The organism is Pseudomonas sp. 13B_3.2_Bac1 (genome assembly GCF_025466205.1).
In the GTDB taxonomy this organism is placed as follows: domain Bacteria; phylum Pseudomonadota; class Gammaproteobacteria; order Pseudomonadales; family Pseudomonadaceae; genus Aquipseudomonas; species Aquipseudomonas fluorescens_H.
Genome location: NZ_JANLOG010000075.1, coordinates 39,017 through 64,233 on the forward strand (window position 1 = coordinate 39,017; position 25,217 = coordinate 64,233).

General features: G+C 61.4%; 19 protein-coding genes. 8 read left to right on the top strand and 11 right to left on the bottom strand.

Annotation, left to right across the window (positions count from 1 at the left end):
* Positions 1–31 precede the first annotated feature (31 nt).
* From cmoB to lon, 5 genes are all read right to left on the bottom strand, one after another.
* On the bottom strand, positions 32–988 hold the full coding sequence (cmoB, locus tag NTD85_RS11610; protein WP_103522386.1) for a tRNA 5-methoxyuridine(34)/uridine 5-oxyacetic acid(34) synthase CmoB: 957 nt from the start codon (positions 986–988) through the stop codon (positions 32–34).
* Positions 985–1,764 carry a carboxy-S-adenosyl-L-methionine synthase CmoA gene (gene cmoA / locus NTD85_RS11615; RefSeq protein WP_003227846.1) on the bottom strand — a complete coding sequence of 260 codons (780 nt, stop codon included), beginning with the start codon at positions 1,762–1,764 and terminating at the stop codon, positions 985–987. Before cmoA ends, cmoB begins: the two co-directional genes overlap by 4 nt.
* Before the next feature lie 210 nt (positions 1,765–1,974).
* Entirely contained in the window at positions 1,975–2,610 is a 636-nt protein-coding gene (locus NTD85_RS11620; RefSeq protein ID WP_262142209.1) for a lysoplasmalogenase, read from the bottom strand.
* Positions 2,611–2,612: 2 nt separating this feature from the next.
* Positions 2,613–3,005: a protease inhibitor I42 family protein gene (locus tag NTD85_RS11625; protein ID WP_262142210.1), complete on the bottom strand. Its 393-nt coding sequence runs from the start codon at positions 3,003–3,005 to the stop codon at positions 2,613–2,615.
* Positions 3,006–3,223: 218 nt separating this feature from the next.
* Positions 3,224–5,641, bottom strand: coding sequence for an endopeptidase La (gene lon / locus NTD85_RS11630; RefSeq protein WP_003227839.1), 2,418 nt, complete (start codon positions 5,639–5,641; stop codon positions 3,224–3,226).
* Positions 5,642–6,182: 541 nt separating this feature from the next.
* On the opposite strand from lon, the gene NTD85_RS11635 reads away from it, so the two are divergent.
* Positions 6,183–6,410 (top strand): hypothetical protein, encoded by a 228-nt coding sequence (locus NTD85_RS11635; protein ID WP_262142211.1) that lies wholly within the window; start codon positions 6,183–6,185, stop codon positions 6,408–6,410.
* A gap of 204 nt (positions 6,411–6,614) precedes the next feature.
* On the opposite strand, the gene NTD85_RS11640 is transcribed toward NTD85_RS11635, so the two are convergent.
* The 3 genes from NTD85_RS11640 to NTD85_RS11650 all read right to left on the bottom strand — a co-directional run bounded on the left by NTD85_RS11640 (position 6,615) and on the right by NTD85_RS11650 (position 11,490).
* Entirely contained in the window at positions 6,615–6,980 is a 366-nt protein-coding gene (locus NTD85_RS11640; protein WP_003227836.1) for a DUF6124 family protein, read from the bottom strand.
* Between the two features lie 510 nt (positions 6,981–7,490).
* Positions 7,491–9,902, bottom strand: a complete 2,412-nt coding sequence (locus NTD85_RS11645; RefSeq protein WP_003227834.1) for a glucose/quinate/shikimate family membrane-bound PQQ-dependent dehydrogenase — start codon at positions 9,900–9,902, stop codon at positions 7,491–7,493.
* A gap of 226 nt (positions 9,903–10,128) precedes the next feature.
* Positions 10,129–11,490, bottom strand: coding sequence for a carbohydrate porin (locus NTD85_RS11650; protein ID WP_262142212.1), 1,362 nt, complete (start codon positions 11,488–11,490; stop codon positions 10,129–10,131).
* Between the two features lie 300 nt (positions 11,491–11,790).
* On the opposite strand from NTD85_RS11650, the gene NTD85_RS11655 reads away from it, so the two are divergent.
* Entirely contained in the window at positions 11,791–12,021 is a 231-nt protein-coding gene (locus tag NTD85_RS11655; protein ID WP_003227831.1) for a VF530 family DNA-binding protein, read from the top strand.
* A gap of 1 nt (position 12,022) precedes the next feature.
* Positions 12,023–12,661, top strand: coding sequence for a Pr6Pr family membrane protein (locus NTD85_RS11660; protein WP_262142213.1), 639 nt, complete (start codon positions 12,023–12,025; stop codon positions 12,659–12,661).
* A 106-nt stretch (positions 12,662–12,767) separates the two neighbouring features.
* On the opposite strand, the gene NTD85_RS11670 is transcribed toward NTD85_RS11660, so the two are convergent.
* Together NTD85_RS11670 and NTD85_RS11675 are read right to left on the bottom strand one after the other, a co-directional pair.
* Entirely contained in the window at positions 12,768–13,553 is a 786-nt protein-coding gene (locus NTD85_RS11670) for a siderophore-interacting protein (RefSeq protein WP_262142214.1), read from the bottom strand.
* Positions 13,550–14,131 (bottom strand): PadR family transcriptional regulator, encoded by a 582-nt coding sequence (locus tag NTD85_RS11675; protein WP_262142215.1) that lies wholly within the window; start codon positions 14,129–14,131, stop codon positions 13,550–13,552. The genes NTD85_RS11670 and NTD85_RS11675 overlap by 4 nt, the downstream gene beginning before the upstream one ends.
* A 518-nt stretch (positions 14,132–14,649) precedes the next feature.
* Here NTD85_RS11675 and NTD85_RS11680 point away from each other — a divergent pair.
* From NTD85_RS11680 to NTD85_RS11700, 5 genes are all read left to right on the top strand, one after another.
* Positions 14,650–15,126 (top strand): CS1 type fimbrial major subunit, encoded by a 477-nt coding sequence (locus tag NTD85_RS11680; RefSeq protein WP_177434765.1) that lies wholly within the window; start codon positions 14,650–14,652, stop codon positions 15,124–15,126.
* Between the two features lie 114 nt (positions 15,127–15,240).
* Positions 15,241–17,763: a CS1-pili formation C-terminal domain-containing protein gene (locus NTD85_RS11685; RefSeq protein WP_262142216.1), complete on the top strand. Its 2,523-nt coding sequence runs from the start codon at positions 15,241–15,243 to the stop codon at positions 17,761–17,763.
* A gap of 38 nt (positions 17,764–17,801) precedes the next feature.
* Positions 17,802–19,052 carry a hypothetical protein gene (locus NTD85_RS11690; RefSeq protein ID WP_262142217.1) on the top strand — a complete coding sequence of 417 codons (1,251 nt, stop codon included), beginning with the start codon at positions 17,802–17,804 and terminating at the stop codon, positions 19,050–19,052.
* 59 nt (positions 19,053–19,111) lie between these two features.
* Complete coding sequence (locus tag NTD85_RS11695) at positions 19,112–19,855, top strand: molecular chaperone (protein WP_262142218.1); 744 nt, start codon at positions 19,112–19,114, stop codon at positions 19,853–19,855.
* A gap of 17 nt (positions 19,856–19,872) precedes the next feature.
* Complete coding sequence (locus NTD85_RS11700; RefSeq protein WP_262142219.1) at positions 19,873–20,364, top strand: fimbrial protein; 492 nt, start codon at positions 19,873–19,875, stop codon at positions 20,362–20,364.
* Between the two features lie 54 nt (positions 20,365–20,418).
* Here the strand turns inward: NTD85_RS11700 and NTD85_RS11705 are convergent, their stop codons facing one another.
* Positions 20,419–25,101 carry an NEL-type E3 ubiquitin ligase domain-containing protein gene (locus NTD85_RS11705; protein ID WP_262142220.1) on the bottom strand — a complete coding sequence of 1,561 codons (4,683 nt, stop codon included), beginning with the start codon at positions 25,099–25,101 and terminating at the stop codon, positions 20,419–20,421.
* Positions 25,102–25,217: the final 116 nt, after the last annotated feature.

Genomic DNA, 25,217 nt, shown 5'->3' on the forward strand with positions numbered 1-25,217 from the left:
AGGGGGGATCTCCTGTGCAGGGGAGATTGGGTTATTTCTTCGCGACAATCACCGCCCGCATCGGCGCCGGCAGCCCTTCGATGGTCTTGCTGTGGTCGTCGGGATCAAGGAAGTCACTCAACGACTGATACTTCATCCATTCGGTGCCTCGTTGTTCATCGACCGTCGTCATGCTGACGTCGACACAACGAATATCGGTGAAGCCTGCTCGGCGCAGCCACAATTCCAGCGCCGGTACCGATGGCAGGAACCACACGTTGCGCATTTGCGCGTAACGGTCTTCCGGCACCAGCACCTGATGCTTGTCGCCTTCGACCACCAGGGTTTCCAGCACCAGTTCGCCGCCCTTGACCAGGCAATCCTTGAGCGCCAGCAAATGCTCGATCGGTGAACGACGGTGGTAGAACACGCCCATCGAGAACACCGTATCGAAGCCTTCCAGGTTCGGCGGCAGGTCTTCGAACGGGAACGGCAGGTGCCACGCGTTCGGCTCGGACAGATAGCGCTGCACGGCCTGGAACTGGCAGAAGAACAGCCAGTTCGGATCGACGCCGATCACGCTGTCGGCACCGGCGCCGAGCATGCGCCACATGTAGTAACCGTTGCCGCAACCGACATCGAGGATGCGTTTGCCCTTCAGATCCAGATGCGGAGCGACCCGCGACCACTTCCAGTCCGAGCGCCATTCGGTGTCGACGTGTACGCCAAACAGGTCGAACGGCCCCTTGCGCCATGGCGACAGGCCCATCAGTGCGGTGCGCATTTGTGCACGGGTTTCATCGTCGCAATCGGTGTCGAGTTTCAGGCCGTTGAGCAGATCGACTTCGCTCGGCTGGATCTTCGGCAACGCGTCCAGCGCACTCTGCCAGCGCTCCAGATCGCCGTGGCCTTTCTCCATTTTCTTGTCGAGTTGCCCTTGCAGGGTGTTGGCCCAGTCGGCCAGCGGCGTGCCGGCCAGACGGCGGGCGAGGGGGGACAGATCAATCATGGCAAGGCAATCAACGAGGCAAAGTTAAGACACTGGAACCACGGCACGACTTTCGAGAACCCGGCGGCCAGCAGGCGTTCGCGGTGTTCTTCGAGGCTGTCGGGCTTCATGACGTTTTCGATGGCGCTGCGCTTCTGGGCAATTTCCAGTTCGCTGTAGCCGTTGGCGCGTTTGAATGCGACGTGCAGATCGGTGAGCAGCGCGTGCTCTTGCGCATCGTTGAAGCGCAGCTTCTCCGACAGAATCAGCGCGCCGCCGGGCAGCAGCGATTGACGGATACGCGAGAGCAACGCGGTGCGCTGTTCCGGGGCGATGAATTGCAGGGTGAAGTTCAGCGCCACCACCGAGGCCGGTTTGAACTCAAGCGCGAGAATGTCGCCTTCGATCACTTCGACCGGCAGCAACTCCTGGAACATCGAATCCTGACCGTTGAGGTATTCGCGGCAGCGTTCGACCATCGCCGCCGAGTTATCCACCGCGATCACCCGGCAACCGTCGGTGCGCACGTGGCGGCGCAGGGCCTGAGTCACCGCGCCAAGCGAGGCGCCGAGATCGTAAAGGACACTGTTTGGTTGGGCGAACTGCGCGGCGAGCACGCCGAGGTTTTCGACGATGGTCGGGTAACCCGGCACCGAGCGCTTGATCATGTCCGGGAACACCCGCACCACGTCCTCGTTGAAGGCGAAGTCAGGCACCTGGGCCATCGGCTGGGCGAAAATGCGATCGGGTTCTTTGCTCACGGCGGTTCCGGCGGTGTCGGTGGAAAAGGCCGGCATTTTAGCCAAAGTGGCGTCGGGATGCTTGGGTTGTCTGATAAACCGCCGCAAGCAAACCTGAAACACATACCTGTGGCGAGGGAGCTTGCTCCCGTTGGGTTGCGAAGCGACCCCAATTCCGGGGCACGCGATACTGCAGGTATACCTCGTACTCAGGTTTTACGACTGCTGCGCAGCCGAGCGGGAGCAAGCTCCCTCGCCACAACGGTTTCATCGTTTGGTGGGGGAAAACGCCGAAGCGGCAATCCCCCACTGGCCCAGCCAGTAGCTGAGGATGATCACGTATGGGGCCGCGTGGAATGGCGATACGAAGCGATCAATGCCGATCACGCTGTCGGAGAACACGAACGCCACCGCACCCGCTGCCGCCAGCAGCGCCGAACGCTTGGGCACGTCGGTGCCGAGGCGGGCGAGGGCGCGCCAGAGCATGGCGCTGATCGCGGTGCCGTAGACGACCACCGGCACCAGCAATGGCCCAAGACCACTGGAGATCAGCAGCCCCAGCAGCACCGCGCCCACGCCGAGCGCGAGCACCAGCGGCAAGAGCGCCAGACGCTTGCAATCGCTGAGGTAAGCCTTGAGATAGGCCAGGTGCGCGACCAGAAACGCACCCAGGCCAAACACGAACAAATCCCCCGGCCACGCCAGCAACACGTCACCGAGTAACGAGAAAATCAGCCCCAGACTGATCCAGCGCCGATAGTCGCTGGGTGGCGCATCGTGCAGCCAGCCGAGCAGCGCCAGCACCGGCAGCGGTTTGACCAACAGGCAGAGCAGCGCCGCATGGGTGCTCACGCCGTAGAGAAACGTCACCGCGCCCATCAGCGCCAGAATCAGCCAGCCCACGGTCAGTTCACCGAGATGGCGCAGTCGAAGGTTTCCACTGGTGTTACTTCGGGCTCCCAAGGTTGCTGCGAGGTCAGGCGCAGGCGGCCGGTGCCAGTGGCAAAGGCCTGGAAACGCCAGGTGGAAAAACCGCCCGCGCCGACCATGCCGGAATCTTTCGGGCTGCTGTAAACCTCGGGGCTGAGGGCATGGAGCACACCGCCCGCCGAATCCTGAATCGCCCAGCGATAACCCGTGGTCGGATTGCTTGGCAGCATCACGATCAGGTTTTGTCCGTTGGTCAGCCGCACGGGGCATTCGCTCTGTTTTTCCACGGTCACGTTGTGTTTCGGCTGCGTGGCGCAGGCGGCCAGCAGGGAAAGGGCGAGGGGGATGAACAGGCGAGTGGGGGACATAGGCTCAGTGGCTCCGGTGTTGGCGACGAACGGCGAGCATAACTGAAGATGAGACAAAGTGTGACCGTCGGGCGGTTTAGTGGTGTCGCTACAGACGCCTTCCCGAGCAAGCCCGCTCCCACAGGGTTTTGTGATGAACACAGGATTTGTGATCACCACACAACCAATGTGGGAGCGGGCTTGCTCGCGAAGGCGGTGTGTCAGGCTCTGGATAACTGTCAGAACAACACTTTCGCCACATCCGCAAAGCGCTTGGCAAAGTGCACGGTAATTCCCTCTTTCAGATAGTCCGGCAGTTCTTCGAAGTTACCGCGGTTCGGTTCGGGCAGGATCAGCTCGAAAATCTTCTGCCGCCGCGCCGCGATGACTTTCTCGCGTACCCCGCCAATCGGCAGCACATGCCCGGTCAGGGTCAGTTCGCCGGTCATCGCCACGCCTTTTTTCGGCGCCTGGTTGCGTGCGAGCGAAAGCAGGGCACTGGCCATGGTCACGCCGGCGCTTGGACCGTCCTTCGGTGTCGCGCCTTCCGGCACGTGCAGGTGGACAAAGGCTTCATCGAAGAACTTAGGATCGCCGCCGAACGATTTCAGGTGCGAGCTGACGTAGCTGTAAGCGATCTCCGCCGACTCTTTCATCACATCACCCAGTTGCCCGGTGAGTTTGAAACCGCGATTGAGCGTGTGAATTCGCGTCGCTTCGATCGGCAGGGTCGCGCCGCCCATGCTGGTCCAGGCCAGACCGGTGATAACGCCGGTGCCGGACAGCACTTGTTCGTTGCGGAACACCGGATGACCCAGCGAGGCTTCGAGGTCTTTCGGGCCGAGTTTGATCACCGCTTTCGGGTCGTCGATCAGCTTCATCACCGCTTTGCGCACCAGTTTGCCCATCTGTTTTTCCAGTTGGCGCACCCCGGCTTCACGGGCGTAACCGTCGATCAAGGCCTTGAGCGCGCTGTCGCTGATGCTCAGGCTGGCTTTGGACACGCCGGCCTTTTCCAGAAGCTTCGGCCACAGGTGGCGCTTGGCGATGGCGACTTTTTCTTCGGTGATGTAGCCCGACAGGCGAATCACTTCCATCCGGTCCAGCAACGGGCCGGGAATCGAATCCAGGGTGTTGGCGGTGCACACGAACAGGACTTTCGACAGGTCCATGCGCAGGTCGAGGTAGTGATCGAGGAATTCGACGTTCTGTTCCGGATCGAGAGTCTCCAGCAGCGCCGAGGCCGGGTCGCCCTGGTAGCTCTGGCCCATCTTGTCGATCTCGTCGAGCATGATCACCGGGTTCATCACTTCGACGTCTTTCAACGCCTGCACCAGTTTGCCCGGCTGCGCGCCGATGTAGGTGCGGCGGTGGCCCTTGATCTCGGCTTCGTCACGCATGCCGCCGAGGCTGAAGCGGTAGAACGGTCGGCCGAGGGATTCGGCGATGGATTTGCCGACGCTGGTTTTACCCACGCCCGGCGGGCCGACCAGCAGCACGATCGAGCCGCTGATCTCGCCTTTGTAGGCACCGACGGCGAGGAATTCGAGGATGCGATCCTTGATGTCATCGAGGCCGGCGTGGTGTTTGTCGAGCACCTTGCGCGCGTGCTTGAGGTCGAGTTTGTCCTCGCCGTACACGCCCCACGGCACCGAGGTCGCCCAGTCGAGGTAGTTGCGGGTGACCGCGTACTCCGGCGATCCGGTTTCGAGGATCGACAGCTTGTTCATTTCCTCTTCGAGGCGTTTCTGTACCTGCGCCGGCAGGACTTTGCCTTCCAGGCGTTGCTCGAATTGTTCAAGGTCGGCGCTGCGGTCGTCCTTGGTCAGGCCGAGTTCCTGCTGGATGACCTTGAGTTGTTCCTTGAGGAAGAACTCGCGCTGATGCTCGCCAATCTTGCGATTGACCTCGGCGGAGATCTCTTTCTGCAGGCGCGCGACTTCAACTTCCTTGCGCAGCATCGGCAGGACTTTTTCCATGCGCTTGAGCATCGGCACGCAGTCGAGCACTTCTTGCAGCTCGGAACCGGTGGCGGAGGTCAGGGCGGCGGCGAAGTCGGTCAGCGGCGACGGATCGTTGGGGCTGAAGCGGTTGAGGTAGTTCTTCAGCTCTTCGCTGTACAACGGGTTCAGCGGCAGCAGTTCCTTGATCGCGTTGATCAGCGCCATGCCGTAGGCCTTGACCTCATCGGTCGGCTCGGTCGGCTGGTGCGGGTATTCGACTTCCACCAGGTACGGTGGACGATGGTGCTTGAGCCAGGTCTTGATGCGTACGCGGCTCAGGCCCTGGGCGACGAACTGCAGTTTGCCGTTTTCACGGCTGGCGTGGTGCACCTTCACCAACGTGCCGTATTGCGGCAGGGCTTTGGTGTTGAAGTGGCGTGGGTCTTCCTGGGGCGTGTCCATGAAGAACAGGGCCAGGGAGTGGTGTTCGGATTTGCTCACCAGATCGAGCGTTTCGGCCCAGGGTTCTTCGTTGACGATGACTGGCAGCACTTGGGCCGGGAAGAACGGGCGATTGTGGATCGGGATGACGTAGACCTTGTCCGGCAGGTTCTGGCCGGGCAGGGCGAGGCCTTTGCCGGTGGAGTGGTGTTCGATGTGGTCAGCTTCGGTGTAGTCGTCGGGGTTGTCCGGGAATTCTTGCTGGTCGCTCATTGGGGCACCTGCGCAATGGGGTATGGGTCTTAGATGGGGCAGGCTTTGGGTGGTTTCAATGGGGGTGGGTGTTTCTGCTTGTGTGTTCAGGGTTTTGACAGGGGGCTCGCTTTGGACTTGGCGGCCTTTGGGCCGACCAGGTTCTTGGTTTTTTGTGTACATATCCGTTTTTTTGGTAACGGCTACTTAGGGTTTCGCCCTTACGGCGACTCACTTTTTTACAAGCGCCTAAAAAAGTAAGCAAAAAACGCTTGCTCCTGCGTTCGGCCCGCTCGCTGGGGCTCGGGGTTCCTTCGTTCCGGGATTGATCCGGGCGCAGCGTCTCCGGTTTGCTTCGCTGCACCTCCTCTCGCTGTGTTTGGCTGCGCCAAACGGTCGCTGCGCTCCCACCCCCGGATCAATCCCTCCACTCAGCCTTCCGACGTCGCCCGTGGATCAAGATCAAAAGCGGTACTCGAGCTTGCGCTCATTGTGTTGAGTGGGGCGGCTGCGCCGCATGGGGCATACACAAATCAAAACTGTGGGAGCTGGCTTGCCAGCGATGGCGGCCTACGAGCCGACCAATCTCCACCTGACCACACCCATTCCAACTGTAGGAGTGAGCCTGCTCGCGATGGCGGCCTACGAGCCGACCAATCTCCACCTGACCACACCGATTCCAACTGTAGGAGTGAGCCTGCTCGCGATGGCGGCCTACGAGCCGACCAATCTCCACCTGACCACACCGATTCCAACTGTAGGAGTGAGCCTGCTCGCGATGGCGGCCTGACAGCCGACCGATCTCCAACTGACCACACCCATTCCAACTGTAGGAGTGAGCCTGCTCGCGATGGCGGCCTGCGAGCCGACCAGTCTCCACCTGACTCACCCAATTCTACTGTGGGAGCGGGCTTGCTCGCGAAAGCGGTGTGTCAGTCACCGCAAGTGTTGGGTGTGCTGACGCTTTCGCGAGCAAGCCCGCTCCCACTATGGCTCAGCTGTGCGCCGCAGATTGGGTGATTTCCACATTATCCAGCACCCGATTCACCGCCAGTTCAGCCAGCATGATGATCTGCTGGATCGCCAGAATCGTCTGCCGCTGCGGGCTGTCCACATAGGCTGCGATGTCGCTGGTCATGATGCTCGCCGAGGCCAGTGATTCGCAGGCGTGAACCAGCAGGCTTTCGTTGTCCATGTCTGGGGCGACCTGGAACATGCTGCTGGGTTTGTGGAGTCTCACAGCGGCGGCGGAGGGTTTCAGGTAGTGATCCAGCGCACGCTCGGCGGCGTCGTGGAGTTTTCTGGAATCGAGGGATTCGTAGGGGGAGGTTTCGGGGGGATTCGGTGTGGGTTTGATCATGATGAGTTCTCAGTTGGTGAAGTGGAGCTACCTTCGATTGCCGCGACGCAATCTGAGGTGGCAGCTGTACGCGGGTTCGCGGACCGATAACTGAGAAATCGGCATACCCCCCTAGAAAGGTATCCCGCGCACAGCCGCCATGAAACAACCAACAGGCACCGGCAGGTGCTGTCAGGTTGGCGATTATGCATCAGTTATCAGGCCGCGACGCCCGTTCGCTGAATTTCCAGCGATCTTCAAAGCCTATCCAGCCGACTTCCGAAGCACAACCGACGCGACTTGTCAGAAAACTCCCGCATGTAACGCGCTTCTGTAGGACGGACACCGTCCATTGTGGGAGCGGGCTTGCTCGCGAAAGCGGTGTGTCAGTGGCAAATTAATTGGCTGACACACCGCCTTCGCGAGCAAGCCCGCTCCCACAGGTTTTTCAGTGAGTTCAGAAAAGCTGTGTGCAACAAAAAAGGCGATGTCCCTCACGGAACATCGCCTTTCTATTACCGCCGCTAAAACTTATTCCGGCAGTTTGTACGCAATCACGTAGTCACCCATCTTGGTGCCCAGCGAACCGTGACCACCCACCACCAGCAGGACGTATTGCTTGCCGTCCTTGCCGGTATAGGTCATCGGGGTCGCTTGGCCGCCGGCAGGCAGACGCGATTTCCACAGCTCTTTACCAGTGTTCACGTCGTAGGCGCGCAGGTACTGGTCGAGGGTGCCGCTGAGGAAGCCGACGCCGCCCGCAGTCACCATCGAGCCGCCCATGCTTGGCACGCCAAGGGTGAAGCCGATCGGGATTGGCGAGCTGTCGCGGCTGGTGCCGTTCTTGCGTTTCCACACGACTTTGCCGGTGGTCAGGTCGATACCGGCGACGTAGCCCCAGGCCGGGGCCTGGCACGGTACGCCGAAGGGCGACATGAACGGGTGCATGGTCACCGCGTATGGCGCGCCAGTGTTTGGCTGGATACCGGCGGTTTCGCTTTCGCGTTTGCTGTCGGCGGCCACTTCGGCGCGCGGGATCATCTTCGAGACGAAGGCCATGTAGTTCGGGCTGGTGAACAGCATCTGGCGAACCGGGTCGACCGAGACGCCGCCCCAGTTGAACACGCCGACGTTACCCGGGTAGATCAGGCTGCCTTGCTCCGACGGAGGCGTGTATTGGCCTTCGTAGCGCAGTTCCTTGAACTGGATGCGGCACAGCATCTGGTCGAACGGGCTCGCGCCCCACATGGCTTTTTCGGTCAGTTCCGGGGCCAGCAGGTTGAGGTCCGAACGGGCCTGGGTCGGTGCGGTGTGGTCGCCTTTCACGGCGCCTTGCGGAACCGGGATTTCGCGGATCGGGATGATTGGCGTGCCGTCACGACGGTCGAGGACGTACAGGCTGCCCTGTTTGGTCGGGGCGATCAGCGCCGGTTTCACGCCGTCGGCGGTTTTCATGTCGAGCAGGGTTGGCTGGCTGCCAACGTCCATGTCCCACAGGTCGTGGTGGGTGAACTGGTAGTTCCAGCGCACTTTACCGGTGGCCAGGTCCAGCGCGACGATGCCGGCGCTGAATTTCTCGGCGCCAGGGGTGCGGTCGGCGCCCCACTGGTCCGGAGTCTGGTTGCCCAGTGGCAGATAAACCATGCCGAGTTTTTCATCGACGCTGGCCAGCGACCACATGTTCGCCGAGTTACGGCTGTAGATTTCGCCCGGCGCCAAAGGCTCGGTGGCGTCTGGCTTGTCGCTGTCCCAGTTCCACACGAGGTGGCCGTCGTGCACGTCGAAGGCGCGGATCACGCCCGATGGCTCGTTGGTCGATTCGTTGTCGGTGACGTGACCGCCCATGATCACCAGATCACGGGTAATCGCCGCTGGCGAGGTGGAGTAGTAGCCACCGGCGGTGAACGGGCCGATGCCCTGGGTCAGGTCGACCACGCCGTTTTTGCCGAAGCCTTCGCAAATCTTGCCGGTGTCGGCGTTCAGTGCGATCAGGCGTGCATCGGCGGTTGGCAGGTACAGACGACGCGGGCAGGCCTGGGCAACGGCTTTGCCGGCTTCGGAGATAACGGCCGAGGCGGCGTTATCAGCTTTCGCGTAGGCGGCTTCGTCGTAGTACGACACGCCACGGCAGGTCATGTGGGCGAAGCCCTTGAAGCCCACCGGGCTCTTGATCTGCGGGTCGAAGCGCCAGATTTCCTTGCCGGTGTCCGGGTCCAGTGCCAGCACTTTGCTGTGCGCGGTGCAGGCATAGATCATGCCGTTGACTTTGAGCGGGGTGTTTTCGTTGGTCAGCTCGACCGGGTCATCAGACGTCGGCAGGTCGCCGGTCTGGATGCGCCAGGCCTCTTTCAGCTTGCCGACGTTGGCCGGGGTGATCTGCTTCAGCGGCGAGTAGCGGTCACCGAACTCGGTGCGGCCATAAGCCTGCCATTCGCCATCCGGCATGGCTGGCGCGGTGCTGGTCATGTCTGCGGTGTCGCGGCCCAGTTCGCCAAAGGTTTCCCCGGGGTGGGTGAACAGGCTGGCCAGGGCAGTGACGCCGGCCAACACCACAGCCACGCTCAGACCACCCGTGCCCATCGGCGCCGGGCCGGCAAGCAGCAGCGGACGACGGAACCACGGCAGCAACATCACGATGCCGAGGACAAACCACAGTGCCAGACGCGGCACCAGTTGCCACCAGTCCAGACCGACTTCCCACAAGGCCCAGACCGTGCTGGCGAACAACACGATGGCGTACAGGCCCAGCGCTGCGCGACGACGCAGCAGCAACAGAATGCCGCTCAGCGCAATGCCGATACCGGCCAGCAGGTAGTACAGCGAGCCGCCGAGCATGCTCAGCTTGACTCCCCCGGCCAGCATGGCCAGGCCCATCAGTAGAAGCAGAATGCCGAGCAGGCTCGGTAACAGACGGCCCCGACTCGAAGCACTTTCAGTGCTCATAGTGTGATTCTCCGTGACGTTTATTTAGTCCCGCGCTTTAGTCACTCTAGATGACGATTGGGCGCAGGTATGGTTCAGATAAAACTTGTGTAGCTAACAAATTTCATAAATCCCCCTGTGGGAGCGGGCTTGCTCGCAAAAGCGGTATGTCAGAAGGCTGATGCATCGACTGACACGCCGCCTTCGCGAGCAAGCCCGCTCCCACAGGGGGGATTTGCGTAAATCTTTAGAACGAAGACTGGATCTTGATCCCCGCGATCAGTGCGTCATCGACCTCGTTCACGCCGCCCGGATGGCGAATGTATTGCAGGTTCGGGCGCACGGTCAGCCAGTTGGCGAGGTGCACGCCGTAATACAGTTCGGCGCTGTATTCGGTGTCCTGCGGTGGCAGGAATGACGGATCGTCGTAGTCGTAAACCGCGTGCGCCTGATTGCTCGCTTCGGCGTTCTTGCGGAAGGCCGGGTTGACGTGGACGCGGGCCAGGGCGAAACCGATGTCGTCCTTGGCGCGGGCATCGAACGGGCCTTTGTAGACCACGCCGGCCTGCACGTAGTTGTCGATCGCGTTGGTTTTCTTGTCGTGCATCGTCGCGTTGGCGAACACGCTCAAGCCGCGCGAGTGATCGCTGGCGATGCTGGTGATTTGCTGCTGGGCGCCGAACCACACGCCGTGCTTGCTCGACGCGCTGCGGTAGGCTTCGCCGCTCAGTGCGGCGGGCTGGCCGTTCTGGTCTTTATAGACGTCAGAGGCCTTGGCGCTGCTGTAGTAGTAACCGGCACGGTATTCGCCCGGCAGGTCGTTGAGCTTCGGCGTCCACACCAGTTCCACCGGCAGCACGGCGCCCTGGGTGCCGCTGCCGCTGAGCTTGAAGCCGTTGCCGCGATCGAGGTTCGACGGGTTCTGCTCGTAGGCGCCGACTTGCGCGTACAGCTCCGGGGTCAGGTGATATTTGACCCGCAGTGCCCACTGGCTGACCGGCCAGTTGTACCAGATGCCGCCGACCCAGTTGCCGACCTGCGAGCCGCAGAACGCCAGGTTCTGGAAGTCGCACGGGAAGCTGTTGAAGTCTTCGCCTTCGCCGAAGCGGCCGACCTTGATGTCGAGCTTCTGGTCGAAGAATTTCTGCTGATACCACATCTGCGTCAGGCGTGTGGTCTGGCCACGGCCCCAGACTTCCTGGGCCGAGGTGAAGCCGCCAACGCGTGGATCGTTGATCCGGTCATTGCTGATGTTGTTGCCGCTGCGCTTGGTGATGGTCAGCTGAAATTCGGCGTCGTCCCAGCCGAGGATTTTTTGCAGGTCCAGGTGGGTGCCCAGACCGAACTGATCGCTGTAACGCGCGGTGCGATCGTGGTCGTAGCCGCCGTGCAGGTTGCTGCCCATTTCGCCGGTGTAATTGAGTTTGAAGTCGTAGCCTTTTTCCGCCAGCTCGGTACGCGTGCCGTTCCAGTCACCGAGCATCCACGGTGAGTCGCTGTCGAAGGCGGGTGCCGCCTGGGCGTAGGTGGCGAAGCCGAGCGCGGTGCAGCCGCCGAGCAGGCGCAGGGTTGAGATAGCGCTGTCTCGGGAGAAGGAAAAATCAGGCATGGGTCAGTCTTTTTTTGGTGTTTTACGGGGGTAAACCGAGCGCTTCAATTTGACGCAGGCAGTGAAGCGATTCAGCTGAAGGGCGGCAGGATAATGATCTGTAACAAAAAGACAAAGGGCTTTTGCAGACATGCAGCGTTTCGGATTCGGTAACAGTGCGGCAAACGGGCGCATTGTGGCGATGGCCGCAGGCTGCGATCTTCTCGGGTTGGCCTACATTTGATGCAAGGCCTTCCACCTGACCGGCCCCTCGGCTAAGGTGCGCGGCTTGTGCATTTTCACTCCGTCCAAAGGCCTGGCATGAACGACCACACTCCCGATCCGCTGCATGGCGTAACCCTTGAACAGATCCTCAATGCGCTGGTGGCGCATTACGAGTGGTCGGGGTTGGCCGAGCGCATCGATATCCGCTGCTTCAAGAGCGACCCGAGCATCAAGTCGAGCCTGACGTTCCTGCGCAAAACCCCGTGGGCGCGGGAGAAGGTCGAGCGCCTGTACGTGAAGCTGATGCGCACCAAGCGTCCGCTCTGAGATGAACGCCGTTTCGCGGCGACGCCTGATCACGCTCCTCGCCAGCCTCGGCTGGGCCGGGTTGAGCATTCAGCTGTACCTGATTTTCCTTGCGCGACTGAGTGTCGATGCCAGTCTGCTGGGCGGGCTGGTGAGTTTCTTCAGTTACTTCACGGTGTTGACCAACACGCTGGTGGCGACGGTGCTGACCTGCGCGATCACCCGGCGTGAATCCGCTGCGCAACGCTGGTTTCTGCAGCCATGGGTCAGCAGTGGGGTGGCGGTGAGCATTGCCGTGGTGGGGTTGGCCTACAGCATTTTGCTGCGGCATTTATGGCACCCTGAAGGCTGGCAGTTTATTGCCGATGAATTGTTGCACGACGTGATGCCGTTGCTGTTTCTTGGCTACTGGTGGTTTTGCGTACCGAAGGGTTCGTTGCGCCTGAAGCACCTGGCGCTGTGGCTGATCTATCCGCTGCTGTACTTCGTTTACGCGCTGCTGCGCGGGCATCTGCTCGGCGCGTATGCGTATCCGTTCATCGATGTGGCGCTGCTGGGTTATGCACAGGTGTTCATCAATGCCGGAGGGATATTGGTGGGGTTTGTGCTGATTGGGTTGTTGGTGATCGGGGTCGACCGCTGGCAGTCAGGACGAAGTTAAAAGGTCAAAGTGGGAGCGGGCTTGCTCGCGAAGGCGTCAGGTCAGTCAACATCATGGTTGAATGATCGACCGCATTCGCGAGCAAGCCCGCTCCCACAAGGGCAAATCACTCTTCTGCCGAACCCTCAGCCCGCCAGTAGCCGACGGCTTTGACGAACTGTTCATTGAGCCCATGCTCATCCAGCAGCACCCGACGGATCTGCCGCGAGACCTTGGTCTCGGTCGCCACCCACGCATACAGATTGCCTTTAGGCACCTGCAGCTCTTTGACCGTGGTCAGCAGGTTGTCCTTGCCGCCCTCGCGCAACACCCAGATCACATTGACCTGCGCCGCACTCTCCAGCACTTGTTGCTCGGCACCGTTCTCCACTTCGATCACCACCAGCGCCTTGCGATTGGCCGCCAGACCTTCGAGGCGGCGGGCGATGGCGGGCAGGGCGGTTTCGTCGCCGATCAGCAGGTAGCTGTCGAAGATGTCCGGCACGATCATCGAACCGCGTGGCCCGCCGATGTGCAGGAATTGCCCGGGTCTGGCCTGTTCAGCCCAGGTCGAGGCAGGGCCGTCGCCGTGCAGGACGAAGTCGATGTCCAGCTCGAGTTTTTCCAGGTCGTAGCGGCGCGGGGTGTAGTCGCGCATCTCGGGCAGCGGGCCGTTGTCCTTGCCGGCGCCGAGCACCATGGTTTCCAGCGCAGCGGTTTGTTCGGCGTTCTGCGGGAACAGCAGTTTGACGTGATCGTCGGTGCCCAGGCTGATGAAACCGGCCAGTTCCGGCCCGCCAAGGGTGATGCGGCGCATGCGCGGGGTCAGGTCGACCACGCGCAGCACTTCGAGTTTGCGGCGTTTGATTTCGTGCATCACACGGTGAATGGTTTGCGTATCGACTGCAGTCATTCGGCTTTCTCCGGGGCAAATTGAACGGCAGGGCCGTCGACGATGGCTTTGGCGGTGTCGTTGAGCAGCACGGCAACCCGTTGGATTTCTTCCGCGCTCCAGCGTCCGTGGTGCAGCTGCAAGGCGTGGCGCAGGTTGTGCACCGCCTCGTGGATTTCCGGCGGCCGGTCATGGCCGCGCAGTGAACGCTTGCTGACGTCGATGCGCATGCGCACGCCATCCAGCGCTACCGCTTGCTCGCTTAAAGACAAACGACCGGCCTCAGTCACGCTGTAGCGTTTTTTGCCGGCCTCGGCGTCGCCGCTGATCAGGTCACTTTCTTCGAGGAACGTCAGGGTCGGGTAGATCACGCCGGGGCTGGGGCTGTAGGCGCCATCGAACATGCCTTCGATCTGGCGAATCAGGTCATAGCCATGGCAGGGCTGCTCGGCGATCAGCGCCAGCAGCAGCAATTTCAGATCACCGGGGGCGAAGACCCGTGGGCCGCGCCCGCCGCGTTCACGGCCGGGGCGTTTTTCGAAGCCGTCACGGCCGTCGCCGTGTTCGCGGTGATGGTGGGGGGAATGATGGTCTCTCATTTTTGCCTTCTCTCTCGTCGTGTTTAGATACAACTTAAGATATATCTTTACGCCGGCGCAAGAGGTCCTGACCAACGGTGCAGATCTGATTCATCGAATCCGCAGGCGCAAAAACCGGAAAACGATCAAAAAAAACCGGTATTAAATCCCGCGGCAAAGGCGCAGTTTAGTGCTAACTCTCTAATGTCCGGTTTCGCCCTTTAATCTCGGGAAAGTGTGGTATCGGTCTTACGGAAGTTGCCGCAAAGTTCTGGCGCGTAGAGTCACACGGGTGGCGCGTTGTAGCCTGTCTCTTACAGTTGAACAGGAACTTTCCTGATTTTCGCGGTTTTTTCTCTCTCATCTAATGGCGCTCAGGCTACAAGGTCGCAGGACATTGCCTGCTTACTTTAAATATAAATTGGTTGACCATGCCTCGGCGTTGAAAGTTAACGGTGAGTCACTAACTGCTCGTGACTGTTGTGCTCATCTTGATCTTTCGATGAATCAACTAATTTATATAAGACAGGTATTCAATGATGCTCAAGAAACTCGCCTTTGCCGCCCCTCTGACCGTATTGGCCATGAGCGCCTCGATGGCGTTTGCCGCCACCGAAGCCAAGCACTCGATCAGCATCGTGGCGCACGTGCCGCCTGATGACTTCTACGCGGTGCCGGTGGATGCCGACCTGGTCAACAAGGATCAGGACATGAGCTACAACCCGTCCACCGATTCGATGCGCGAGGTCAACGGTCACTTCGACGTGCTGCACACCGCCGGCAAGGTTCACGCCCGTCTGGAAGGCGTGCCGAAGCTGATCGCCGGCAACAAGACCGTCGATCTGAAGGTCGAACTCAACGGCAAGACACTGACCACCCTTTCTCAGGAAGTGGTCGGTGACACCGAGTCCAATACGCGCTATCGCGCACCCTTCAAGATCAGCGCTACCGGTGCCAAACCCGCCCCTGGCGACTACACCGGCGTGGTCATGCTGGTCGTGGAACCTTCGGTCTGAGGCATAACGGCAATACCTGACGTTACTTGTTCAAGTGGCGTAACCGGTCGGCAACTTGCAACTTTGTAGTTGTCCGGCCGGACTTTTACTTTCCGGTAATCAGAGTATTCGTTCATGTTTCCGATGACGCCCATCGCGGCTGCGCTTGCGTTGCTGACTTGCAGCGGCGTACTCGCGGCGCCCGCATCCGTTGATAATACGCCGCGAAGTTTGTTGGCCCAGGCCAAAGGGTTGCCGGCAGACTTTGAAGAGCACTTCTTTGATGTTCCATTGGCTGTTCGCGTAGAACTTGATCAGCAACCTCTTGGCGAGGCAATGATCGTCTTGTCGCGTGACGACCGCATTACCCTGCTCGACTTCACCGACACCAGTGACAGTCGCATCAGCGCCGTCGAGCGTGAAACCTGGGCGAGCATCCTCAAACCCGGGATCGCCCTGGGAAGTTGCAGCAGCCAATGCCCGGAGCAACTGCTGGCGGTGCACTACAACCTCGAAAGCTCGCTGCTGTCGATCGTCACGGAAAACGCCGAGCGTGATTTGCAGGCGCAACGTTTCCATGAGCAGCCGGAGGGCGGCAGCAGCGGTCTGATGCTGCGCAATCAGCTCAATCTCAACGGTGGCCAGGATCAGGATCTGGGTGGCCGTTTCGGTCTGGAAGCCAGTGCCAGCCTCGGCAACTGGAGCCAGTCCTTCAATATGCAGCTGGCGCGCCTCGGCGGGCCGGACACCCGGACCTATCACGCGGTACACGAGCTCTACACCCAGCGTGAATTGCAGGGCAGTTTTTTCCGTCTGGGCTATTTCACCCCCAATTCCGAAGGACTGACCCGCCAGCCACGGTCGTTCGGCACCAGCCCGGACACGGCGGTGGGCGTGATGTACGGCAGCTCCGACAGCCTCGCTGTCGACAGCCCGCGCCCCAGCGTGTACCCGATTTTCGTCACGGCCAATCGCCAGGCGTCGGTGGAGATCTATCGCGATGGCCTGCTGATCAACACCCAATCAGTCACTGCCGGCCTGCAGACCCTCGACACCCGGCCATTGCCCGGCGGCATCTACGAGGTCGAAGTGCGCCTGATCGAAGACGGCCAGACCACCTCGACCACCCAGGAACTGGTGTACAAACCGGTGAACTGGCGCAACCTCGACGAGCGCTGGCGCTACAACCTGTTCGCCGGGCAGGAAAGCAAATTGCTCAGCAACTGGGACGAACAGAACAGCGGTGAATTCACCGCCGGCGCCGCGCTCAACTACCTGCTGCACCCGCGAGTGATCCTCGGGTTGTCGGCACGTCAGGTGCGCGACACCTTGCAGTACGGCACCTCGATCGACTGGAGCCTGGCCGACAGCGTCAGCTTTTTCGCCAACCTCTATCAGACCGAGGATCACGGCACCGGCGCCGATGTGCAGGGCCTTTACAACTACGGCGCCGGCAGCCTGGTGGTCAGCCACAACCGCAGCTGGCTCGACACCCGCAACAGTTACGACACGCTGCCCGACGGCACCCGCGTGCGTCAGCGCAATGTGTTCATCGGCGAAACCAGCAATTCGTCGCTGGCGATCAACCATCGCCTCAGCCGCAAGAATTCCTTGAGCGCACGGGTTTCGCACAGCGAAGGCAACGTCGAAGGCGTGGGCATGGACCTTGGCTGGAGCCAGCGCACCGAGTTGTTCGGCAGCGATGCCAACTGGCGGTTGTCGCTGTTCGATCGACCGGGCAGCTACAGCAGCGGCGATGCGCGCAATCGCGGGGTCGACCTGAGCATCAGCATGGCGCTGGGCGGCCCCGGCCAGCAGGTCTCGGGCAGCATCGGCAGCCGCACGGCACGCGACGGCGGGCGCGACAACAATGCCTCGCTCGGCTATCGCAAGGACTGGCAGGACCACGTGCTGCAAAGCGTTTCGCTCACGGCGCTGACCGATACCTACGGCGTTGGTCTGGCGAGCCTGGCCAACTTCCGAACCGACTGGATCAATGGCGACGGCTTCCTGCAGCGCTCGTCCTATAACGGCAACTTCACCGGTGGCGTGAACCTCGACAGCAGCGTGATCGTCGGCGCTCAGCGGCTGGTGCTGACCAGTCAGCATCAGGGCCGCGGCGCCGGGATGATCGTCGATGTCGAGTCGGATATCACCGACGTCGCCCTGCGCGCCGACGACCTCAGTGGCGGCAGCGCGGCGCTGCGCCCGGGGCGCAATTTCATCCCGCTCACGGCGTATCGCAACAGCTCGGTGAGCTTCGATTTCGAAGGCAATCACGTCCCGGCGGCCAGCATCGAGCCGGCCCGTACCCGCTATCACCTGAACAAGGGCGGCGTGGAGTACCGCAAGGTCCGCGTGATGCAAACCGTCACCGTGCTCGGGCGCCTGCTCGACCCGCAGGGCCGGCCGCTCAAGGGCCACCACGTGATCAATCACGCCAGCCGTGGGGTCAGCGAAGTCGACGGATTTTTCTCGATGGAAATGCACGCCGGCGCACCGACGCTCGAAGTGCGCTACGCCGATCAATTGCTTTGCCGGTTCCGGCTCGATATCGACAGACACCGCCGTGAAAACAACGTGCTGATGATCGGTGATTTGCGCTGTTCGCCGGACACGTTGGCCGAGGCCGGTTTCAGCGCAGAGCAATCAGGATGAAAAACTCCCCACACAGGATCTCGAGGACTGGATCAGTGATGCATATGACAGGAGCCTGGAGCTCGGTAAAACGTGTCTTAGTCATGTCGGGGGTGTTGATGATGACGTTGTCTTCATCCGCCGAAGCGGTTACTCAAGAAATCCGCGCAGTGTTCAAGCCCAACCCCGCTAACCCTCAATTCAACCGGTTCGAGAACAGAACCCCGGTCACTGGCTTTTGTCTTGATAACCCGCCGCAATGCCGGGCGGAGAATCTGTTCAGTCTGCGTCTGCCCATTCAGTCCCATGCGAATGCGACCATTCAGGGCGGCCACAGCCTCGAGAGACAGGGCGCGATGTTCAACATTCCGTCGCAATGGCAAACCATCACCGTCACTCACCCGACTGCCCCGCCTCAGGTGGTCAGGTTTCGTGTCGCGGGAATGGGCGTTGCTTACAAGCTGCCACTGCCTGCGCCAGAACTCACCAACGGCTTGGGGCACAGTTTTCTTTTTGAAAACGGCACCTGGAGCTTCGCCGGTCCGCCCTGTACTGGCTTGATGGGAGCGGGCAACAACATCGGCTTCAACAGTTTCTGGCGGCATCCGATCGACGCAGGCACCTGCTCGAAGAAAGCGATGTTCAATATTCCCCAACCCTTCAAATATGAAACGTTCGATATCACCTACGAGCTGGTAACGCCTGATCCGTTGGCGATGGTTGAGGGGCAATACACCGGGCAGCACGTGTTTCGGATCGGACCCAATCAGGACTTTGACCTGGGCGATGTCATGGTTCCGACTGACGACATCATCGTTCTGGACTTTCGCCTCGACGTTGAACATGAGCTCAAGGTCGATATCCCGCCCGGCGGGGAAAAAGTCCGCCTGGTGCCCGCCGGTGGCTGGCAGGGCTGGTTGCAGGCCGGGCGGCGGCCGGTGAGCCTGTTCCGTGACCAGACGTTCACTATCTCGGCCTCGTCGCGGTTCAAGATGCAAATGATGTGCGGGCCCGGATTGAATGGCGAGTGCGCCATCGAGGATGCCGAGACCAATCGCCGGGCCGAGATGTTCGTCAGTGTCAGTCTGCCCAATGGCCTCTCCGACCTGTCCGGCCAACCGGTAAAACGCTTGCGCCTGAAATCGGGGGAGGAGAACGCGCTGTATTTCAAACCCGGGTTCTATGTGGATCGGGCTCCCGGCGTCCTGCATTTCGAAGTGCCGCCCCATTCGATGGCCACCATGCTGCGCCCCGGCGAGAGCGGCAGCTACAGGGGCACGGTGATTGTGATCTGGGATTCGGATATCTGATGGGCCGCCTATCGAAGCGCCACGTCGGCAGTGTGTTCAATGACCAAGGAATCAAGGTGATGAAACGTTTGTTGTTATCAATCGGTTTGAGCGGGTTGTCCTTCGCCCTGCAGGCCGCTCCACAGATCAATGTCGGAACGGTGTACGACTATCTCGAGGGTGACAAAAGCACCTACCTCAAGCGCGTATTCAACAGCGGTGACAGCACCGCGTTCGTCAAGGTCAACATCCTCGAAATCATCTACGACGCCGACGGCAAATCGCGGGAGATCGAAGTCAGGAATCAGGCGGACATGAGCAGCCGTGACGGCCTGATGGCCAGCCCGGCGCGGCTGATCGTCCCGGCCAATGGCATGCAGGGCACGCGCCTGGTGTTGCTGGGCGAGCGCGACCGGGAGCGCTATTTCCGCGTGCGCTTCATCCCCGTGGTTCCGGAAAAAGAAGACGAGTTCGCGGTGTCCGCCGATGAGCGCGAACAGTACAAAAACACCTTGTCAGCCGGGGTCAACGTCATGACCGGTTTCGGTACGGTGTTCTTCGTACGCCCGAAAGACAGCCGTTTCGACAGCGTGATCGAAGACACCCCGACCACCTATCGCGTGCGCAACAACGGCAACACCGTGGTCGTGGTCGACGAGTTTCGCAACTGCGCACTGACGGACGAAACCGCCTGCGAACCGACCACGAAGCACCACGTGCGCGCCGGCAACAGTTTCGAGTTCGAGAAGAAACCCGGGCGCGAATATCGCTTCAATCTGGTGGAAGGCGCCAGCAAGAAAACCTTGCGCGTTGCCGGCCGCTAATCACGGGATGACCTGAGATGATCAAACAATCGTTCATGGCCGTGAGCGCGGGCCTGCTGACGCTGTTCAGCAGCACGCTGTTCGCGGCGCGCGAAGAGCACCGCTTCGAGGTGTCCGTGGATATCCCGACGCTGGGTTTTTACGTCATACCGGCCGAGACGGACTGGATTCATCGGGCGCAGATTCTGCCGTGGAATGTCAGCAGCAAAAGCCTCGGTGGATTGCGCAAACACTTCGACGTGCGGCACGACACCAGTGCCATCGAGGCCCGACTGGACAGCCAGGCGTACCTGTCCAATGGCCGCCCCGACCAGAACATTTATCTGCGCGTCAGCTTCGCCGATACCGAACTCAGTCACGAGTCGCCGCGCCAGGTGGTCTCGGCGGAGCAGGCTCGGACCGGTGGGCGCTATGTGCTGGAGATCCAGCCGATCGTGCCCGCCGGTGGCTACAAACCGGGGAGTTATTACGGCAACGTACAGCTGATTTTCAATGCCGCGGCGCCCTGAATCCACGGGCCTGTCCGCTCTCCAGTGGGCAGGCCGTGGAAGTTTACGCCGGCATCAAAGCCCGGCGCGTCGCAGTGCCTCACGGGTCAGGCGGCGTGCCAGTTCTTTTTCGTCATCGGCCAGATCAACCAGCAAACGATCGAACACCGCGTCGCTGATCGGTGCTTCGTCGAACACCACCGTCGGGGGGACCGGGAGGTCCTGCATCAGGTCCAGGAGCTGTTCGCGCAAGGCTTTACGTTGCTCGGTCTGGGTCGACTCGCTCCACTGCCGCTGCACTTCGCGCAGCGATTCGAGCTTGTCATAGTTGGCCTGGAAGCGACGCTTGTTGCTTTCCAGCCGTGTCGGATACTTTTCTTCCAGGTACTGCGTCCAGAAGTCGAGTTCGAGCATCGCGTTCACCAGACCGTCGCCTTCGCCCAGCGCCAGCACGGTGCCATAGGCCTGATCGATCATCGCGTCACTGACGCCGGACACCTGTCGATACAGCATGCCTTCGGACTGCCACGGCAAGCCGAGGCGTTTCGCCAGGCCGGTCTGATAGGCCAGGTAGATTTCCACATCGTCCGGGTTGCCGCCGCGGCTGGCGACGTCGGCCCGGGCGATCTCGTTGACATGCTCAAGGCGTGCCGCGCCTTTGGCCAGCGTCACCAGTTTCAGCTCCAGCTCCTTCGGGTCGACCGAATAGGCATGGGCCTCGTAGGCGAGCACGTTGATGCCCATGTGATTGAACAGCTGCGCACCGGCATCGGCGCAGTCCACCGGTGCGACCACCATGGTGAACAGTTTTTCCCGCAGGCGGCTGTCGACGTGCACCGCGTCGAGCATGCGCCAGACGCGCTGCATCAGTTGCGCGCGCGCGGCGCCATCGGCCCGGTAGTCGGCGAAGTCACGCACGCTGAGCAGCGTCGCCATGAATGGCTGTGCGGCGGGCTCCTCCACCAGTTCCGCCCACGGGGTTTCGCGGTCGACGCCCCAGCCGGGGACATCGCTCCAATAGTCGGCGCCATAGTTGGAAACGATCGCCGTGTTCTGCCCCGGGGCCGGGGACAGCAACGGTTCCTCAGGCAAGGCCATTGCCCGGCGATGGGCCTGGTAGCGCAGGCGGTTGATGTCGGACAGGGCCACCACGTCCAGACGCGTGCGGGCCACCAGCCACTGCGCATCGGAGCCCGTAGGAGCTTCGGGGATCTGCGTCAGCGGGTTGCCGCGCAAATCGAGCAGCAACGCCCGGGGGCGCGGCCTGGCCAGGATGCCTTCGGGCCAGGTCGTCAGCCCGGTGTTTTTCAGCACGACCACCTTCAGACGCGGCATGCGTGAAAGATCGGGGGACAGGCCCAACGGGTTGTCGTCCATTTTCAGCACTTCGAGGTAGCTCAGGCTGCGCAGCCGTTCGACCGCGACCGGATCGAGCACGATGTGGTTGTTGCTCAGACGCAGCCGTTCGAGGCGCCGCAGTGTGGTGCCGATGCGCTCCGGCAAACGGGTCAGCTCACAGTATTTGGCGCTGAGTTCGACCAGGTTCGGAAAGTCCTTGAGCAAGCCGTCGGGGTTGGTGGAAAACCGCGTGTTGTCGAGTTTCAGCACCGTGACCTTATCGAGGAATTTTTTCAGCCCCGGACGCTTCGCCCACCAGACTTCCAGATCCACGGAGAGCAGTTCCCGGGACAGATCGAGGGCAAAGGACGAGGGATCGGCACGATTGCCGAGGTCCGGGTTCTTGCGTTCGAAGCAGTCCAGCAGACTGTCGTAGATATGCAGCCCGCCACCGTCGCGAAAGCCCTGGCTGCCCGGTCCCCAGCTGTCCGGTTGCTGATAGCGCCAGCGATGGACGATGGCCCGCAGCTCATCGAGATCGTTTTCATGGGTTGCGATGGCCTTGAGCGGCTCGCCCTGTGCGGTGAGGGCATCGGCAAACGCATTGACCTCGCCCGGGCTGAAGTGCGGATGCAGGTCCTGAATGCGTTCCTGCAGAGTCGCCGCGTTCCTGCTCAGGGCCGGGCCGCGCAGCAGAAACAGCGTGGCGTGTTCAGCGACCGGGCGGATCGGCGGGGTGGCCAGCAGTGTGCGGCGTTCCTCGGGAGGCAGGGTCTTGTCGATGACCCATTGCCGGAACTGCTCGACGTCGTGGGTGCGCATGCCCAGGGCATTGCCACCCTCATGGTCGATGGCCTGCGCCATCGCTTCATACAGACCGCTCGGGGCATGGATCGGCTGGTCGGCGCCATCGCGCACCTGATAACGATCAGCCGCGATCCGCACCAGTACGCGCACCCGCTCGGCGGACGCGGCACCGGCCTCGCACCGCAACGGGCCATCGAAGCTGCCCTCGCGGATTTCCACGCGCAATGCGCCGAAGGTATCGCTGTAGTGCCGCAGTGCACCGAGGATCAGCCGTTCGCTGTCGATGTTGCTCAGGGCTTCGCTCTGCAAGCCCTGAGCGGCGCGCACCGATTGCAACTCGAATTGCACCTCGCGCGCCAGCGTGCGCAGGCGCAATGGCAGGCGCCGCTGGGCCACGATCGCCTGCGACTCCATCGGCGTGGCCTGGGCCACCACGCGTTCGGCGAGGGTCGAGGTCAACTGCGGGCAGTCCACCAGCAACTGGCGGGCTGCCGGCGAAAGTGCAGTGGCTGAAGCCTGCGGCGGTGTGGCAGCGAGGCGATCGAGGGTGTCGCTGAGCAGGGGCGGCGGCTCAGTGTTGTCCACGTGCATACGCCGCAGCAGATTATCGTCGGTGCCGGTGAGCAGGCGCATGTGCTCCAGTTGGGTGCTGCTGAAACCCTCGGTGCGATGGCCGATGCGGCGCATCAACAGGGTTCCCTCCCACTGGCGCGGGTTCTCCGTTTCACAGACCCAGGCGCCGTCGCTGTTGTGCGTCAGGCTCGGTGCGTAAGCCTCGGGCCGTTGTGGATGACGGATGCGATGTTCACCGGTGACCGGGTCCTTCGCCACTTCGAACAGTTGCCCATCCAGCTTCAGTAACTGTTTGTCCCCTACTGCATGCAGGCCCTGCGCATCCGCTTGGCTGTGCGCGGGCAGTGTCTGCTCCGGCAAGTGATAGGGCGTCAGGTCAGGGCTCCACAGGCGCGTGCGGCCATCCGCCGATTGCACCGGTTTCATCCCTTGGACAAACGCCGACAACTTGACCCGGAAGGTCTGACCAATGGCCGTGCCCGCGGCAAAGGCGCCGAATTGAACGATGTTTTCCAGCACGCCAATCGCCTGTTCACCGGCCTCGGCCTTACGTCCTTCGGCCAGATCCACCAGGCATTCGAATGTGCTGTCGAGCAGTTGGTACATCGTGTAGCCGAGCATCAACTGGCCGAGGAACGGCATAAACGGCGTCACCACCAGCAACGCGACGTTGAGGATGTCCGAGAGCATTTTTTCCAGGTTGTCCCACCAGGCCCAACGGGCCATGTGGTCGGCATACGCCGTGGAAATCGCGATCTCGGCGGCATCATTGAGGATCTTGTTGAGCTTCTGGCGATAGAGATACCCCCACAGATCACCGTTGAAGCGGGTCTCGCGGTCGTCGCGGATGTTGCTCAGGCGAAACCGCAGATTGGGGTTGTCCACCGGCGTTTCGCGCCAGGTTGGCATATTGGCTTCGGCCTGTACCGGCTGCCATCTGACCTGCGCCAGACGGTCATTGAGCTGCGCGAAAAAATGCCCGCGCTGCTGCTGAGCGACAAACTGGCTGAAGAATTTCTGGTAGCTCTCAGAGGATGTGCTGTCGCGCAATTGCCGGGTCAGTTCGGCCATCAGCGCGAGTGACGAGGGGTATTGCTTGAGCGGGTGTTCCGGGTCGTGGGGGACATAGGCGATGAGTGGCACCGGCGTGCGGGCGCCGAGTAGATCCGGGGCGATCAGGACGATGCCGGTCAGCGTGGTGTCCATCATCGTCAGGTTGTAGTAACTGACGGCCCGGCCTTTCCATCGCAAATTACGGCGGTCGTCGAGCATGCCTTGCACGACGTCATAGGCGTCCGCGTCGATGTGTTTTTTCGCCAGAGCCATGCGTGCGGCGAGGTGCAGTGCGCTCTTCTGGCTGAGCCCGACCTTATGCCGCAGAACCTGGCGTGCGACGCCATCGCCGGGCAACAGGAAAGCGTTCAGGTGGTGCTGGTAGCGCGCGCCGAGGTCGAGTTCACGGCACAGCGTTTTGAACTGTTCGATGCGCATTTTGTGCTTGAGCGGTTTGACCGTGAAGTGGCCATTGGCATCCGGGCGGCTGATGAATTCCGAGTCCTCGCTGAACACCTCGCCGCTGGAAAAGTTATGCAGCGCGGCATCCAGCAGCGAGACCGTGCGGCTGTTGGTGGCGCCGGCGAAATCATGCACCCACCAGGACGTGTTCACCGGGGCGTAGAGGCGCAGCCAGGTCTGTTCGACATCGTCCTTGACACCGAAGCGCGCCGTCAGTGCCTGTTGCAGCAGCGGTTTGGCAAAGGCGTAGACGTCTTGCAGATTGTTCAGGGCCTGGTCGACTTTGTTCTGAGCCTTCCAGGCCCTCTGCAGTGCCTGTTGCAGGTGCTGATGATCGGCGGGCGCGATGTCGCGATGCCAGGGCTCGATGCCCGGTTTGAGGGTTTTAAGCTGGTTGACGCGCGCGACACTGGTCTCGCGCAGCCACGCCGGCAGGGCCTTGGCGATCACCTCATGGTGAACGCCGGGAGCGGCGGGCGTGCGGGGCAATTCGGACTGAGGTTCTTGCAGGGGCTGGATGGGCATGGCGCTGATCGTCCTTGATCGAAATGGAACGATCAGACTAGGCAACGACCGCTGTCGAAAAAAGCGCAAATACCCGCTCTGAATGGCGTAGGTCTGGCGCGGACACTTCGAAAAAT